The sequence below is a fragment of the Nostoc sp. TCL26-01 genome (assembly GCF_013393945.1).
Classification (GTDB): domain Bacteria; phylum Cyanobacteriota; class Cyanobacteriia; order Cyanobacteriales; family Nostocaceae; genus Trichormus.
In genome coordinates, this window is the sequence record NZ_CP040297.1 from 5,612,863 (window position 1) to 5,627,674 (window position 14,812).

Genomic DNA, 14,812 nt, shown 5'->3' on the forward strand with positions numbered 1-14,812 from the left:
ATTTTGATTGATTAATCATGTGCATAGGAAATAACTGTACCCACTTTTGATAAATCTCGATCAATCCTGATAAAAAATAAGCCCCCATCATCTGTTCTATGCCAAGGAGAAGTAGCAAAGCTAGGAACATAAGCAAAATAATCTTTCACTAGATGACAATCTCCAATATCACAATATCCCGCTAGACAATATCCCTCTTCGTTGTAACATTGAATAGCTGGATAGTGACCATCATAATGTGGCAAGATAGCCAATAACCAGACCCCACCGCCGTTAGCATCCCTACGTAAATACTTCTTTTTAGCTACTTCAAATTGCACTGTATCTGTCTTACCCCAAGGTAATAATTTACTATCTAAAACAGGGATATATTCATGCAACTTAGCATCAGGATGATTAGCTGAGAGATTTTGATAATGAGCAATTCCATTCTCCATCCACAGAATTTCTACATCCTCACCACCTAATACTTGCCACTCACCTACTTTCACACCTGCGGGAATAAAAGAATAACAATGTTTATGCAATTTCCATTCACCAATTTGTACTGTTCCCCTAAGTACAAATAGCTCTAAATCAACTGTAAGTATGCCAGATGGAGCTTTAAATTGTGCTGGTAAAACTACTCTTGAAGTAGATGCACCACAATCATGCCAAGTTAGCAATCTCCGACTACCAAATACTACATCCTCTGGCATTCCTTTGATGCGCCAATTATGCTCTAGTGCTACGTTATTTGAGTCAAAAAAGTGATATTGGTGAGGAATGTATTCTGGAGAGACTGCGGTACGCCTGCCTGATAAATTCATCCGTCCTCTACCATCTCCACCCCAATCTTCTTTAATACCAGAGCTATTTAAATAGTCTTCACTATCTGTTGGATTCACAAAACTATGTTGATTTTCCATGTATTTTATACTCATGGTTTTCAATCATCATAGCAGGGGATAGAGAAGAAGCAATAGTCACTCTGGCAAGAAGTTTATTCGATTTGTACTCAGTTTTTTGAAAATCAAATAGGAGTTCTATAATTGTATTGTCGAATGAATAACGCTACACCAATAGCCACGAACATCGCAGGTATGGAATTCGACTCAGGAACCGGAACAATTTGACCAGAACCACTAATTGTATTTGTAAAAACTCCAAAGTCAGCTACTCGACGGCCTGTTGTTACTAAAAAATATTTTTGTTGAGCAGTTAATTGTCGGCTAAATGCAAGAGTGCCATCGTTAGGAGTAGTACTAGCTATGAGAACATTGGTTAATTGTTTAGTGGGATGAAAACTATCCTGATATAAAACTAAAAAATTATCCCAATCTCCATTTGTCGGTGATGTTGCTCCAGGTACAGCACTGGCAAATGTATATAAACCCGATTGGTAAACTGTGAACTCAAACACACTGTAAGGTACACTCATTCCTAGTGTCCCATCTCTTTCACCACTGATGAGAGTGGGAGGATTACCCGGTGCAGTACGCCGCCAAATTGGCTGATTGGTTGTATTTCCTTGATAAGCAAAAACGGCTGCTTGGGAAGGTTTAGCAGTAGAAAAAGCAGCTAACACTAACCCTAAAACAATCATTAATGGCTTTTGAACAAACTTTGCTTTTAACATCAAACTTATGATTATTCAAACACGAACTGTAGAAAATTTATGCTTGCTGACTCACCCGATGTTTTTTCGGCAATTTCCATACAGCAAAACAAAATACACCAATAAACATCAAACTAGGAACATTATTTTCTGGGACTTGAGTAATTACTAATGAGAGATTATCTGCATAAGCATCATTAACTCGACCTCTAGAATAAGCCGCATTTAAAACTACATCAATTTTACGTGTACCCACAGGTATATAACCGTTAGTTGATTGGAAAAATAAACCTGTAATTTCGTTTCTTTGTGTTGGTGTTGGTGCAGAAATACTAGGTTTAGGTAAATCTATATCTATAGGTTTACCTGTTTGATCAAGAAATGTAATCTCGATTGATGCAATATCTAAATCAGTAGCATATCCACCCAACCAACCACTCAAATCAAAGACTGCTCTACTTGTATCAATAACTGAAGCTAGACTATTGACATCAATGGATTGGAAAGCACTAGATGAACGTCTCCCAGCACCACCAAAAAAGAGATTTTGCCCTCTATTAGTTGGCCCGGTAACATCAATAGCTGGTAGAGTAACGCTGACTAAATTACCCAAGGCATTGGTAAAATTAAACCCCGTTGCCCCATATTTTAAAACACTGAAATCACCAGTGGTATTCCAACCAGGAATTAACGGAATATTAGTCCCAACAGCATCACCGATGGGATCTCCTAATCCTTGTTCTGCATCACCATTGACAATCAAATTTTGACCTAATGTGGCAGCATAAGTAGAATGAGTCAGTAAAAGACTAGATGCAATGCTTGCTATTACGGAAATACCTACTTTATTCATTATTGGCAGGACTTTTTGGAAGATAATGTGATTCATGTTGACCTTTTAGTGAGATTAATTAGTACAGACAGATATTTATTGAGGGATTTTCTACAAATGATGTAGAAGCTATGGTTTAACCATGCCTATCTTTATTATTTGTTCCCTAGTCACTGCTAACTTTTTGTGCATAGCAAAAGCGACACTTAAAGCAAGTACAGTACCGCATACACCTTGATGTTCTGGAATAGAAGTAGAAGGACTACTAAATCCATACTTTGCTAGAATTGCTTGTCCTTTTGGTGAAAGAATATATGTAGCTAGTTTTTCACCATCGGGGTTAGCATTTTTGATGACAGTCAAACCATAATCAGCTTTTGTCGCTAAATAATTAGGTAACTCTACTATTTGCAAATCATTACCTTCTGTCAGTTCTTGAGCAGACTTACCACTTGTGTAATATGCTAAAAAAATGTCTGCTGTTGGATTTGTTTTGAGGAAGTAGACTAAATTATTTTCTCCGATGGGAACTGTTGGTGCAGATGGATTTCCACCAACTAATTGCAAAGCTTTAGTTTTGAGAATTTGAGAACTACCTGGTTTAATCGCATCGGCTTTATCGAATATCTGCCATGCGTAGTCCCCAGAAGGATCAGCGCCCGGTGTGGAAGTGCCAATTTTAATATTAGTATTGATCAACAAGTCCAATAAATTATCTGATGTCACCCCTGCTAACCCTGGTTTGACAACAGCAACCATACGGTTACTAGTAAAGTTTTGCACAGAGTTACTCAAGCCTGATTGAAAGAGTTTTTGTGGGTTTCCCAAATCAGCACTAGCAAAGACATCGGCTGATTTACCTATTGTGGATAATTCTTGCTCTATTTTTTGTCTTGTTAAACCTGAAGGGCCAAAGTATGTATCTACAGTAATGCCATAGTCTGCTGTAAAAGTTTGTGTCAATTCTGTAAGGCTATTCCGCAAACTACCAGCACCGTACAAGGTAACGGCAAATACTGGTATTGGTAATGTTACACTGACAGCACAAGCTATCAATGAAAAGGCAAAAAACTGCTTTTTCATGGTTGGTATGTAATGATTAGCTGTTAATACTACCTATGGGGATTTTTGCTAAATCAATCTTAAATAGTGTTTCTGTTGAAATGAAAAGCATTGAATTTACAGGATTGATAGCAATTAAACAGATGAAAGTACTTTACCAGCTTTGTTGGTATAAATCAATTTGTTTACGTCAGGAAATTTTTACAATTAACTAAACTCAGATTGATAGCCATGAGATAATGAGTATATTTATATACATAAAAACCGTCTAGCTCACGTTATATTTAATTAGCTCAACCTATTAAGAATCACTGATGAATACTATTTTTCACATTACTAAACGCCAACAATGGGAACAAGCAAAAAATCTTGGTGTTTACCATGCTGACTCATTAGATAGTGAGGGATTTATTCACACTTCTAAACCTACACAAATTATTAAAGTTGCTAATAGATTTTTTGCACATCAAACAGAATTAGTATTATTATTTATGGCATCTGATCAAGTTAAACCAGAAATTCGCTATGAAGAGGCTGATGGTGAGTTATTTCCTCATATTTATGGGGAGTTAAATCTTGATGCAGTCTATCAGGTGATTGATTTTGAGCCTGGGGAAGATGGTTTGTTTGAGTTGCCACCAGAGGTTGTAATTTGAGAATAGCTAACCATAAACGCACAGAGGATGAATGATGGCGAGTCAAGAATGGGATGTAGGTGTTTATGTTGAGCAAATGTCGTTGTTGTTAGATTTGCCGATACCAGATGAATATCAGGATGGAGTGGTGGCAAATTTTGAGAGAATTAAAGCGATCGCTCAATTGGTTAACTCATTCCCCATACCGGAAGATATTGAACCTGCACCAGTATTTACACCATGAATGATGCTGTCTCTATCGCCAAAGCTGTACGCACAGGTGAAGTGAGTGCGGTGGAAGTTACCAAAGCCGCTTTAGCCAGAATAGCAGCACAAGATCATGAGTTGAACTGTTTTACAGCTATCACAGCAACAACAGCTTTGGCAGATGCAGCACGCATTGATCAACAAATTGCCCAAGGTAATGATCCTGGCGTACTGGCTGGTGTGCCTTTTGCTGTGAAAAACTTATTTGATATCGCTGGTTTAACCACTCTCGCTGGGGCAAAAATCAATGCCGAAAACCCACCCGCTAGCCAAGACGCGCTGGTAATAACCAAGTTAAAACAAGCAGGGGCAATACTTGTAGGCGCTTTGAATATGGATGAATACGCCTATGGGTTCGTTACAGAAAACTCTCATTATGGTGTGACTCGCAACCCCCATGATTGGCAACGAGTGGCTGGGGGTTCTTCCGGTGGTTCGGCGGCGGCGGTAGCGGCGGGATTAGTACCGTTTACCTTGGGTTCCGATACTAATGGTTCTGTTCGTGTACCGGCGGCGTTGTGTGGTGTGTATGGTTTGAAACCAACTTACGGGCGTTTGTCTCGTGCCGGGATGGCATTATTTTCTAGTAGTTTAGATCATGTGGGATTATTTGCCCGTACAGTTGCTGATGTAAAAACAATTTTAGAGACATTGTATACAACATCTCCAGCAAATACATCAACATCTCCACCAGATATATCGGGAATCAGAATAGCGATCGCTGATGATTATTTCACAAAAGCAGCAGAACCAGAAGCATTAGTAGCCGTACAACAGGTAGCCGATGCCTTGAATGTGACTCAGTATGTGACTCTCCCAGAATCCCATCGTGCCAGAGCTGCCGCGTTTATTATCACAGCCTGTGAGGGGGCAAATCTCCATCTAGATAAGTTGCGATCGCGTCCTGAAGATTTTGATCCAGCAACCCGCGATCGCTTTTTGGCAGGGGCATTAATTCCTAGCAGTTGGTATATCCAAGCACAACGTTTTCGTCAGTGGTATAGCGATCGCCTCCGGGAAGTGTTGCAAAATGTCGATGTAATTCTTGCACCTACAACCCCCATTGCTGCACCATTAATAGGACAACAAACCATGATTTTAGATGGGGAAGAAATTCTGGTTCGTCCTCATTTGGGATTGTTTACTCAACCGTTATCTTTTATTGGTTTACCTGTGTTATCAGTACCAATTCAGCGCCCGAATGCTTTACCTTTAGGTGTGCAATTAATTGCCGCACCAAACAACGAAGCATTAATTTTCCGGGTTGCATCTGAGTTAGAATCTAATACGCTTCAGTAAGCATAATACCGAATATATACGTACTTACTTTTGATAGTCACTCAGTATACTTGTGGTTGCTCATTTTTACTAACTCATTCAAAGATGGGCGAACCGTGAGAATTACAAGAATTTGGTGACAGGAATGCTGACTTTCAAGAATATTAGTTTTAATCTATTTTTAGGCTTACTCGGTCTGCTCTCGTTACCAACTAAAGCATTAGCTGGTGATTTTCACTACTCTCAAGAGGAAACCGTAATTTTTCAAACAGATTTTGATAGCAGTAGCGGCTGGTTATTGAATGGAACAAAAATCGAGTCTAGTAAAATTTACGGAACTCTCCCTTGGGGTGTAGCTTCTTATCCTCTTCAACCTGTGAACTTAGAATTGGGAGAGGTTTTTCTCTATTGGCGGGGAATTTTTCCGCTAAATGCTCACCCTGAGCGAGACAAGCATTATGTTGGATTACAATATAGTAATAATGACCCCGTATGTTATAATAGTCAAAGTTTAACTATTGTCGGTACACCACCCTGCACAGGTAGTTCAGTTATCCAAGTTGACGAAAATGCTGAACTAAGACTAGAGATAAGACCTCGTGATAAACGCAATCCTAGTAATACCTATCACAGATATTATATAGATCCTGGTTTCGACCCTCAAAACAACTATTCACCTGCATCAACTCAAGTCAATGTCCCTACCTATAGAGAGCTAGTACCAACAGATTTTCGTTTACAGATTAGTCAGGTTAGCTCTAGTGCATACACCGCACTTTTATCTTCTTGGCAAGATAATTCTTGGGTAGCCGCTACACCCAAAACTAGTTACAGTATCCCACTTTCACTCTCAGCCTCAGATTGGTTAAATGCTAAAGGAGAAATTGAAAATCCCGTTACATTTGCAGCCATTAATCTGCAATTCCGCAAAGGTTCAACTCAAAATTCAGAAATAACCGCCGTGGCGTTGACTCAAATTCAATCACAACAATCTGCCAGCGTTACAGAAAGTTCTACGACTATTGGCTTACCTTTAGTTTTAGGATTTGGTCTTTTCCTCAAACGACAACGGCGGCAAAATTAGTATTACCAAAATCTTTAAGCTTAACTGAATGGTATTGCTTTATAGTATAGAGGATTTAATCAGTAGTTCTTTTGGCGATCGCTTCTCTTTTTCCCAGCCTAATCATGGCATTGACACTCTTACAGATTTCACTAACTCATCAAAACCTTGTTGTTGTCTAGTTTCTAGCTAGAATACTCGTGAACAAAGTTCCAACATTTATTCACGAGTAATTTCGTAGTGTCTGCTTTAATTAAACTTTTGTGCGATCTGTGAGAATTTCGTACCCTATTTCCGTCACCAATACTGTATGCTCAAACTGGGCTGATAATGAATTATCGACAGTTACGGCTGTCCAACGATCTGATAAGGTTCTGGTATGTCTGGAACCTGCGTTTAAAATTGGTTCAATTGCTAACGTCATTCCTGCACGTAATTTCACATTAGGCATTTCCCGTGTACGGAAGTTAAATACGGAAGGTTCTTCATGGAGGTTACGTCCGACACCATGTCCGGTAAATTCTTCAACTACAGTAAAGCCATTGGCTTTGACATGATCTTCAATCGCTCCAGCTAAATCAAGCAAGTACGCACCTGCTTTAACTTGTTCAATTCCTTTATACAGTGCTTCTTCAGCCACACGAATCAGTTTAGCAGCATCTGGGGTCACATCACCAACGGCGATCGTAATACAGGAATCCCCATGAAAGCCTTGATAATAAGCGCCTGTATCTACTTTTAACACATCTCCCGTCCGAATCACTTTCTTCGGGCTGGGAATGCCGTGTACCACTTCATTATTAATACTAGAGCAGATAGAACCAGTAAAACCGTGATAACCTTTAAAGCTTGGTGTCGCACCCATTTCGCGGATACGTTTTTCTGCGTAAGCATCCAAGTCGGCTGTTGTCATTCCTGGTTTTACCAACTCAGAAATTTCCTTAAGTACGGTAGCCACAATTTTTGCTGATTGTCGCATGATCTCAATTTCACGCGACGATTTAATTTCAATGCCCCGGCGTTGCTTATTGGCTGGTGTAGGCTTAGGTGCTTGAGAAAGCAAGTTGGTGAAAATGTTCATGGGAGATAAATAATTACTTGCGCTTTGCCGCTAAAGTTGCAGTCTTTTTCTAAATTAATTGAGAAAGAATATCTATACTTACGTTAGCTTATTTTTTGCCACACGCTGCGGGAGAGTGGGGATAGTGCTGAGTGCTGAGTGGGGGGAGAGAGTGCTGAGTGCTGAGTGAGGAGTGGGGGACAAGGGGACAATGACTAATGACTATTGACTATTGACCAATGACTAATGACTAATGACTAATGACTATTGACTCTTTCCCAAAATCGCAATCTCTCCCGTCATCCCTGCTTCTGTATGTCCTGGGATGGGACAACGTAAGCTATATTTTCCTGGCTTCAATGCTACAAATACCCACTCGGCTTCTGCACCAGGCTTGAGTTCGAGTTCATGAATTGCGCCTTTAATTTCTACTTTCCCTGCTTCGACTTTTTGTGTCCAAATCCCATCAGCGAAATCTTTGGCAGTAAAATAGTGCTTCAATTGACTGGGGTTAGTGAGTCGGAGTAAATAACGTTTGCCGACTACTAAGTCTAATTGATTTGGCTCAAATTTCAACTCGTTAGCAGCATTGCCCAAAGCTACAGTAATTTCTGTTGCTGGTTGCTTTAGTACATCAACAACGTCGTTCACCGCCATTGCTGAAGCAGTATTAGTGAAGATAATCAACAGGGAAAATATAATTATGAAACAGCTACGGTAGATGAACCGCAGTTGAGAAGTAATCAATCCAAATAGATATGCGTATGTTTTGTTCACTAGATAAATCATTATTATTAGCTTAGTCAATGGTCAATAGTCAATTGTCATTATTTCTTCATTTTGAATTGGTATCACTCACCACTATCCAGGCCCTGCTGTCACTACGACAAAATGATCTGGGTGGAGTAACTCATGGGCTGATTGATTGACTTCTGCAAGAGTGACTTGCTGAATTTTTTGGTGATAAGAATGTAATTCTGATACATTTAGCCCATAGACTTGATTCATGAGGATTTTATGGGTTAATTCCTCTGGGTCTGCCAGAGAAACATTATAGTTACCAATGAGAGTTTGTTTAGCTGTCTGTAGTTCGGCAGCACTAACACCATTTTGATGCAGTTGCTGGAGTAATTGACGAGTGCTAGCGATCGCTTTATTGGTATCTTCAGGATTAGTTTGCATTTCAATCCAAAATGTGCCAAAGTCTTTTTCTGCTTGGAAGTCGCTATAAATTCCGTAGGTTAAACCTTGGCGATCGCGTATTTCTGCTCCTAGTCTACTACTTAAGGTATCGCCTCCTAATATTTGGTTTAATACCACAGTGGCATAAAATCGGGGATCTTGACGCTTAATGCTGGCATAACCCATGTAAGTGATGGCTTGGGGTTTGCCTGCTAAAACTGGATTTACCTTGATGATAGTTTCTGGCAGTGACACTTGCGGATACTGTATTGTTGGTGGTTGGCCTGTAGTTTGCCAATTACCAAACTCGGCTTGCATGAGACTTCGCACTTGGGTCGGTGCAAAGTCTCCTACTAGTACAATGACTGTAGTATCGGGACGATAATATTTTTTCTGGAAAGCTATCACATCCTGACGACGAATTCGGCGTAGACTTTCTTTTGTGGGAAAGATATGTAAGGGATGTTTTTTGGGATAAATTGATTGTAGAAAGATTTTTCTTGCTACTTCTCCCGGATCATCTAATTCTAGTTTGAGGGCGGTTAAAGTTTGTTGGCGATTGAGTTCTATTTCTTTTTGCGGAAAGGTACTATTTTTGAGGACATCTGCCAATGTCTGAATCAAAACTGGAAAATCTGCTGCTAAACTATCACCTTGGATACGCATACCGTTGCGAGATACGGCAAAATCTAAAGTAGCCCCTCGATCATCTAAAGTTTTAGCTAAAGCATGAGCGTTTTTGCTTTTAGTCCCACTCATCAAACTATCTGCGACTAAAGCTGCTAATCCCGCTTGTTGATCTGGATCAAATTCTGTACCTGCTTTAATATAACCACTCAAGGTGACTGTAGGTGTACTTTGATCAGGTAGTAATAATATCTGTAAACCATTGCTGAGTGTCAGGTGCTGGGGTAACTGGCGATTAGTTTCCTGCACACTATCATTTGTTTCTTTTGGATATGATGGTATGTACTTAATTAACTCAGATGGTGGGATAGATTCACCACCTGAGAAATTTTCTTTAGTTGGTGATGATTGTTGTTTGTTACCAACTTCTTTTGTCTGCTGCAAAATTGGTTCAAACATACCGACTTGGCGATGAGATGTTTGTAGGTATTTGTTTAACACACGCACAACATCTTCTGCTGTCACTTGATGGATAGCCGTTAAATAATTATCTGTAAAGCGATAATCACCAGCCGTTGTCTCGTCATTACCCAACTGCGTGGCTTGATCGGTGATATCACGGTTACTTAAAATAATAGCAGCTTCTAACTGCCTTTTCGCCCTCGCCAATTCTTCTGGTTTTACACCTATTTTTGTCAGATTAGCGATCGCTTTCTGTAACACTGAGTCAATTTTACCTAAATCTTGTTCTGGATCTACCGTCACCAACAACTCATACCATCCAGCTTGTTGCAAACTCACCACAGAAGCTTCTATTTCACTAGCCAAACCCGACTCCACCAATACCTGATACAGTCGAGAATTTCGTCCTTCTGTCAAGATGTAATCAATCAAGTCCAACACTGGCATATCAGGATGATTCACATCCGGTAAAGGATAAACAACCTGCAAAAGTTTCCCCGCACCCGGTTCTCGTAAGATGAGGGGAGTGGGGGAGTGAGGGAGTGAGGGAGTAAATACTTTGACTCTTGACTCTTGACTCTTGACTAATGACTCTTGACTAATGACTCTTGACTCTTGCCCCTTTGGTATACTGCCAAATAATTCTTTGACTTTTGCCAGGGTTTGTTCTGTTTGACAGTCGCCAACAATTACTAAGACTGCATTATCAGGAGTGTAAAAATGATGATAATAATCTCTGACTTGTTCAACTTGAAATTTTTCCACATCAGATTTCGTACCACCTACAGGTAAGCCATAGGGATGATGGGGAAAGACTTCTTGCATAACTGCACGACTAAGGCGATATTCTGGGCTATTTTCGTAGCCTTGTAATTCGGAAATAACCACCCGCTTTTCACTTGCCAATTGCTGAGTATTAATTAAAGCATTCTCCATTCTGTCTGCTTCTAATACCAACAACGCTGGTAACTTTTCTCGTTCTACTGTACCGTAATATGCTGTTTGATCGTAGCTGGTGAAAGCGTTGGAGTCGCTACCCAAGGCACTAAATAATCCGCCAAATTGCACTGGACGGTTGGCTGTGCCTTTAAACATCATATGTTCTAGTTGATGAGCAATCCCGTTCACCCCTGGTTTTTCGTGGCGGGAACCAAACTTGTACCAAACTTGGACACTCACAACTGGTACAGTGTGTACTTCTTTAATTAATACTGTTAGACCGTTGTCCAGTACTGTCTTGTGGACGTTTTTTGTCAATGTAAGTTTTTTGGGGTTTTCTGTCACTAATGTTGCTGGGGAATTAACTCGACTAGACATAGTATTGTATTGACTTTCAGCAGATTTGTTGCTGAAAATCAAGACTGTAACTAAAGAAATAATCAACAATAACACATAATAACGGTAGCGATACCAGCCAGACCATGCAGACATTTATTTTGGTAGATGTGCTGAGATTATTTTTACTGGGCTATGGGTGTTAGTTATCGTTGGTCAGTTGCTAGTGATATTTAATCTGGTTTAATGCTTTCCTGATGGGCAGCATAGAGATTTATTCGTCACTGACAACGACAACTGACTACTAACCACTGACAATTATGTTACATCATCAGTATTAAGTTAGATGTATTAAAATACGATTTAATTTAATTAAGCTTGCTTAAAAGTCTAATAAATTCCAGTGGTAATCCATCAGTATCAGCGATAAAAGCTACTTCAAAAATGCGATCGCCTATTTGCTGTTGTGTCGGTGACAAAAGGATCTTCAAGGGTGCTAACTCTGGCACTTCGCTTGCACATTTTTGTAAATTTGTCAACCAATTTGGTAAATCTGTCGTACTCTCAGTTAAATCAAAAGAGAGATGATAATATCCCACATAATGCTCATCTGCAAAAGCATCAGGGGCTGGTTTTGGTTCAGGGATTTGAATGAGTTCAATTCTGCCGCCTAATCCTTCCATCCAGCAAGCTAGAGTGTAACCTGTAGTGAAGCGTTCACAGACAGTAAAGCCTAGTAACTCATAAAAAGCGATCGCTCGATGGATATTCGCAGTCCGGATAGAGGCGTGGTGCATAGTTAGTCATTAGTCATTAGTCAATAGTCAATAGTCAATGGTCAAATAACTAATAACCATTGACTATTGACCATTTACTCAAATAACCGAAAATAAGGGTAGCGCACAGGAACACCAGGTTCTTTTTCCAAATCAAAATTAATCACTTCCCAGCAAGGATCATCTGCTGATTCAGGACTAAATTCTACAGGTAAACCGTATAGTCTGGCAGATGATGTTTCTGGTTGTCCAGAACGCCAAGGTGTGCTGCGTTCTAAATAACCACTCATCAATTCCTGATAACGTTTAGCGATAATTACCTTTGTAGCTCGGTAGCCTTGGGTATACAACTTGTCTAGGGCTTCGTGGATTTCAAACCGGATACCATCAGGATGAGTATGCTGTCTGAACCACTCGTTGTTCCACCTACGCCAATGTCGCCCTGATTGTAGATGAACTAATTCTCCGTTTTTTGGATTAGCCTCAAAAGCGCCATGACGAGGACATAAATAGGTATCAGTGAGTGTCAGCGCCGGAATTGTTTGCCGACAATGGGGACACTGTATGTCAGGGCCAAATATAGGGTACTGCAAGCCTGGATTCATCATGAAGTGCATACAAACATAGTTTCGTCTTCACCAGCACCAGTGGGTTAGATTTTACACTTCGGCTCCACCACGTTGGGGGACTGTTCTCGCCGCACGGACTCAGTGTTGCAGTAAGAACAATTTTTACCGTCGTTTTCCTCAATTTGGAGGCTTGACACTATGATATCCTGGTTTTGCAACCAGCCGCCAAAGGTGGAGTTTCTCCAGTGTTCCTGGGTACCATATTCATATTCTATCGTGTCTACCACTTCTTCTTACTGGCCTTCTGTCGATTTTTCTCAAGCCGCCTTCATTGCTGCCAATGCAGTCGTCGTCGGTTCAGTCAATATAGCAGCCGGAGCTAGCATTTGGTATGGGGCTGTAGTTAGGGGAGATGTAGAACGCATTGAGATTGGCGAATGCACGAATATTCAAGATGGGGCAATCTTACACGGTGATCCTGGCTTGCCCACAATCTTAGAAGATCATGTAACCATAGGACACCGTGCCGTCATCCACTCTGCTCACATTGAACGTGGTAGTTTAATTGGCATTGGCGCAGTCATTTTAGATGGAGTCAGAGTCGGCGCTGGAAGCATCGTTGGTGCTGGGTCAGTGGTCACTAAAAATATACCCCCCTTATCTCTAGTTGTCGGCATTCCCGGCAAAATTTCCCGCCCCATCAGCCCAGAAGAAGCAGCCGACCTCATCGAACACGCCGAACGTTACAAAAAGTTAGCCTTCGTTCACGCAGGCAAGGGAACGGATATTGGGTTTTATGGGTAATAGGGAATGGGGACTGGGGAATGGGGACAAGGGGACAAGGGGACAAGGGGACAAGGGGACAATGACCATTGACCATTGACCATTGACCATTGACCATTGACCATTGACCATTGACCATTGACCATTGACCATTGCCCCAACTTAAACTTTCTTTACAAATAGATGTAGAAAAGTTGCCCACTTCAGCTAAAAATAAAAATGAGGACAGTTGACAAAAATTTAATTTCTACTTGATAGAGGGGTTCTAGAAATGGATATTGATTTTCGTGTAGCGATCGTTTTAGCACCAATAGCAGTTGCTGCTGGTTGGGCTGTTTTTAACATTGGTGCTGCGGCTTTAAGACAAGTTCAGAACTTTTTGAACAGAGAAGCTTAAACTCAGTTAGAGTTTTTCAGTTGAAATCGGCTGTTCCTTTTCAGGTACAGTCGATTTTTTGGTCAGGAAATGAGAAAACGTTGGTTACTTGACACCTGACACTAAGCCGAAGCGAATTAAGCCACGCTGATAACCACGACTCATCAACCCCAGTGACAATGCTCCTTGGATGGTAGTCCAACCAGCGCGGAGTAAGCCAAAAATTGCTTGAGGAGTGATGGCGGAATCAATTACCACATTCCAAAAGGGAGCAACAGCTGTTGACCAATCAGCAGTGCGGATATTGTTTAATGGTAGTTGACGAGCGATCGCTGTATACTCCGGTAAGGAAATGACATAAGGTAGACAATATACCCGATAAATATCTGCTAAATGCTTTTGTTCATCGGCCGTTAGTGGTGATTCATCAGTTGGACGATGACACCAAGTCACCATGATAAAAGTACCACCCGGTTTTAATACTCGGTAACACTCTTGCATAAACTTAGTTTTGTCTGGCATATGTTCACCACTTTCTAACGACCAAACTAAATCGAAAGAGTTATCAGCAAAAGGCATTGCTTGGGCATTGGCTACTAAAAACTGACTTCTAGCGCTCAAATTGGCTTCCTTCGCCCGTTCAGTTGCTCTAGCGGCTTGTACTGGGCTTAAAGTTATCCCTGTAGCTTGACCATGAAATTTCTCTGCTAAGTATAAAGAACTACCACCAATCCCACAGCCTACATCCAAGATATTTTCTGCTGTTTGCACACCTGCCCAAGTAAGTAATTCTTCGATTAAATCAATTTGTGCCTGACGACGGTTTTTTTGTACTGTCCCATCTGCACCATAGTAGCCGTGGTGCATATGTTCGCCCCAAATTTCTTCCCACAAGCCAGAGGAAGCATCGTAAAATTGCTGAATTTGCTGGTAAAGTGTTGCACTCATGAAAAAACCAGTGTTAAGAC

Annotated in this window: 17 protein-coding genes; 6 read left to right on the forward strand and 11 right to left on the reverse strand. The window is 40.7% G+C overall.

All coding sequences use genetic code 11. The features are described 5' to 3' along the window. Window positions 1-11: 11 nt before the first annotated feature. From FD725_RS24215 to FD725_RS24230, 4 genes are all read right to left on the reverse strand, one after another. Window positions 12-908 (reverse strand): DUF4437 domain-containing protein, encoded by an 897-nt coding sequence (locus FD725_RS24215; protein ID WP_179050508.1) that lies wholly within the window; start codon window positions 906-908, stop codon window positions 12-14. Between the two features lie 104 nt (window positions 909-1,012). Then, the gene (locus FD725_RS24220) at window positions 1,013-1,618 is read right to left on the reverse strand and encodes a PEP-CTERM sorting domain-containing protein (RefSeq protein WP_179050509.1); all 606 of its coding nucleotides are present in this window, start codon (window positions 1,616-1,618) and stop codon (window positions 1,013-1,015) included. A 37-nt stretch (window positions 1,619-1,655) separates the two neighbouring features. Then, window positions 1,656-2,486, reverse strand: coding sequence for a PEP-CTERM sorting domain-containing protein (locus tag FD725_RS24225; RefSeq protein WP_179050510.1), 831 nt, complete (start codon window positions 2,484-2,486; stop codon window positions 1,656-1,658). A gap of 72 nt (window positions 2,487-2,558) precedes the next feature. Further along, a complete protein-coding gene (locus FD725_RS24230) occupies window positions 2,559-3,512 on the reverse strand; it encodes a molybdate ABC transporter substrate-binding protein (RefSeq protein ID WP_179050511.1) in 954 nt (317 codons plus the stop codon). A 293-nt stretch (window positions 3,513-3,805) separates the two neighbouring features. Between FD725_RS24230 and FD725_RS24235 the strand changes: the two genes are divergently transcribed. The 4 genes from FD725_RS24235 (at window position 3,806) to FD725_RS24250 (ending at window position 6,755) form a co-directional block, all read left to right on the forward strand. Further along, a complete protein-coding gene (locus FD725_RS24235; protein ID WP_179050512.1) occupies window positions 3,806-4,147 on the forward strand; it encodes a DUF952 domain-containing protein in 342 nt (113 codons plus the stop codon). 34 nt (window positions 4,148-4,181) lie between these two features. Continuing rightward, complete coding sequence (locus tag FD725_RS24240) at window positions 4,182-4,370, forward strand: DUF4089 domain-containing protein (protein WP_179051671.1); 189 nt, start codon at window positions 4,182-4,184, stop codon at window positions 4,368-4,370. Next, window positions 4,367-5,692, forward strand: coding sequence for an AtzE family amidohydrolase (locus tag FD725_RS24245; protein WP_179050513.1), 1,326 nt, complete (start codon window positions 4,367-4,369; stop codon window positions 5,690-5,692). The genes FD725_RS24240 and FD725_RS24245 overlap by 4 nt, the downstream gene beginning before the upstream one ends. Window positions 5,693-5,816: 124 nt before the next feature. Continuing rightward, window positions 5,817-6,755, forward strand: coding sequence for a PEP-CTERM sorting domain-containing protein (locus FD725_RS24250; RefSeq protein ID WP_179050514.1), 939 nt, complete (start codon window positions 5,817-5,819; stop codon window positions 6,753-6,755). A 232-nt stretch (window positions 6,756-6,987) separates the two neighbouring features. Here FD725_RS24250 and map read toward each other — a convergent pair whose 3' ends face one another. The 5 genes from map to FD725_RS24275 all read right to left on the reverse strand — a co-directional run bounded on the left by map (window position 6,988) and on the right by FD725_RS24275 (window position 12,724). Next, entirely contained in the window at window positions 6,988-7,815 is an 828-nt protein-coding gene (gene map, locus FD725_RS24255; protein ID WP_179050515.1) for a type I methionyl aminopeptidase, read from the reverse strand. 243 nt (window positions 7,816-8,058) lie between these two features. Continuing rightward, window positions 8,059-8,484, reverse strand: a complete 426-nt coding sequence (locus FD725_RS24260) for a plastocyanin/azurin family copper-binding protein (RefSeq protein ID WP_256871973.1) — start codon at window positions 8,482-8,484, stop codon at window positions 8,059-8,061. Between the two features lie 171 nt (window positions 8,485-8,655). Next, a complete protein-coding gene (locus FD725_RS24265) occupies window positions 8,656-11,496 on the reverse strand; it encodes a pitrilysin family protein (RefSeq protein ID WP_179050516.1) in 2,841 nt (946 codons plus the stop codon). A 212-nt stretch (window positions 11,497-11,708) separates the two neighbouring features. Next, on the reverse strand, window positions 11,709-12,137 hold the full coding sequence (locus FD725_RS24270) for a VOC family protein (protein ID WP_179050517.1): 429 nt from the start codon (window positions 12,135-12,137) through the stop codon (window positions 11,709-11,711). 74 nt (window positions 12,138-12,211) lie between these two features. After that, on the reverse strand, window positions 12,212-12,724 hold the full coding sequence (locus FD725_RS24275) for a TIGR02652 family protein (protein WP_179050518.1): 513 nt from the start codon (window positions 12,722-12,724) through the stop codon (window positions 12,212-12,214). 159 nt (window positions 12,725-12,883) lie between these two features. On the opposite strand from FD725_RS24275, the gene FD725_RS24280 reads away from it, so the two are divergent. Then, a complete protein-coding gene (locus FD725_RS24280; RefSeq protein ID WP_179050519.1) occupies window positions 12,884-13,489 on the forward strand; it encodes a gamma carbonic anhydrase family protein in 606 nt (201 codons plus the stop codon). Here the strand turns inward: FD725_RS24280 and FD725_RS32705 are convergent. Then, the gene (locus FD725_RS32705; RefSeq protein ID WP_256871732.1) at window positions 13,480-13,614 is read right to left on the reverse strand and encodes a hypothetical protein; all 135 of its coding nucleotides are present in this window, start codon (window positions 13,612-13,614) and stop codon (window positions 13,480-13,482) included. The two genes, FD725_RS24280 and FD725_RS32705, sit on opposite strands and share 10 nt — an antisense overlap. A gap of 125 nt (window positions 13,615-13,739) precedes the next feature. On the opposite strand from FD725_RS32705, the gene FD725_RS24285 reads away from it, so the two are divergent. Further along, window positions 13,740-13,865: a photosystem II protein Y gene (locus tag FD725_RS24285; RefSeq protein ID WP_096581838.1), complete on the forward strand. Its 126-nt coding sequence runs from the start codon at window positions 13,740-13,742 to the stop codon at window positions 13,863-13,865. A gap of 84 nt (window positions 13,866-13,949) precedes the next feature. Here FD725_RS24285 and FD725_RS24290 read toward each other — a convergent pair whose 3' ends face one another. Further along, on the reverse strand, window positions 13,950-14,792 hold the full coding sequence (locus tag FD725_RS24290; protein WP_179050520.1) for a methyltransferase domain-containing protein: 843 nt from the start codon (window positions 14,790-14,792) through the stop codon (window positions 13,950-13,952). Between the last annotated feature and the right edge of the window lie 20 nt (window positions 14,793-14,812).

Coding starts and splice junctions, on each gene's coding strand:
- FD725_RS24275 (WP_179050518.1), bottom strand. CDS start 12,724: ATGATGAATCCAGGCTTGCAGTACCCTATATTTGGCCCTGACATACAG.
- FD725_RS24285 (WP_096581838.1), top strand. CDS start 13,740: ATGGATATTGATTTTCGTGTAGCGATCGTTTTAGCACCAATAGCAGTT.
- FD725_RS24240 (WP_179051671.1), top strand. CDS start 4,182: ATGGCGAGTCAAGAATGGGATGTAGGTGTTTATGTTGAGCAAATGTCG.
- FD725_RS24265 (WP_179050516.1), bottom strand. CDS start 11,496: ATGTCTGCATGGTCTGGCTGGTATCGCTACCGTTATTATGTGTTATTG.
- FD725_RS24280 (WP_179050519.1), top strand. CDS start 12,884: ATGATATCCTGGTTTTGCAACCAGCCGCCAAAGGTGGAGTTTCTCCAG.
- FD725_RS32705 (WP_256871732.1), bottom strand. CDS start 13,614: ATGGTCAATGGTCAATGGTCAATGGTCAATGGTCAATGGTCAATGGTC.
- FD725_RS24290 (WP_179050520.1), bottom strand. CDS start 14,792: ATGAGTGCAACACTTTACCAGCAAATTCAGCAATTTTACGATGCTTCC.
- FD725_RS24270 (WP_179050517.1), bottom strand. CDS start 12,137: ATGCACCACGCCTCTATCCGGACTGCGAATATCCATCGAGCGATCGCT.
- FD725_RS24215 (WP_179050508.1), bottom strand. CDS start 908: ATGGAAAATCAACATAGTTTTGTGAATCCAACAGATAGTGAAGACTAT.
- FD725_RS24225 (WP_179050510.1), bottom strand. CDS start 2,486: ATGAATCACATTATCTTCCAAAAAGTCCTGCCAATAATGAATAAAGTA.
- map (WP_179050515.1), bottom strand. CDS start 7,815: ATGAACATTTTCACCAACTTGCTTTCTCAAGCACCTAAGCCTACACCA.
- FD725_RS24250 (WP_179050514.1), top strand. CDS start 5,817: ATGCTGACTTTCAAGAATATTAGTTTTAATCTATTTTTAGGCTTACTC.
- FD725_RS24230 (WP_179050511.1), bottom strand. CDS start 3,512: ATGAAAAAGCAGTTTTTTGCCTTTTCATTGATAGCTTGTGCTGTCAGT.
- FD725_RS24235 (WP_179050512.1), top strand. CDS start 3,806: ATGAATACTATTTTTCACATTACTAAACGCCAACAATGGGAACAAGCA.
- FD725_RS24220 (WP_179050509.1), bottom strand. CDS start 1,618: ATGTTAAAAGCAAAGTTTGTTCAAAAGCCATTAATGATTGTTTTAGGG.
- FD725_RS24245 (WP_179050513.1), top strand. CDS start 4,367: ATGAATGATGCTGTCTCTATCGCCAAAGCTGTACGCACAGGTGAAGTG.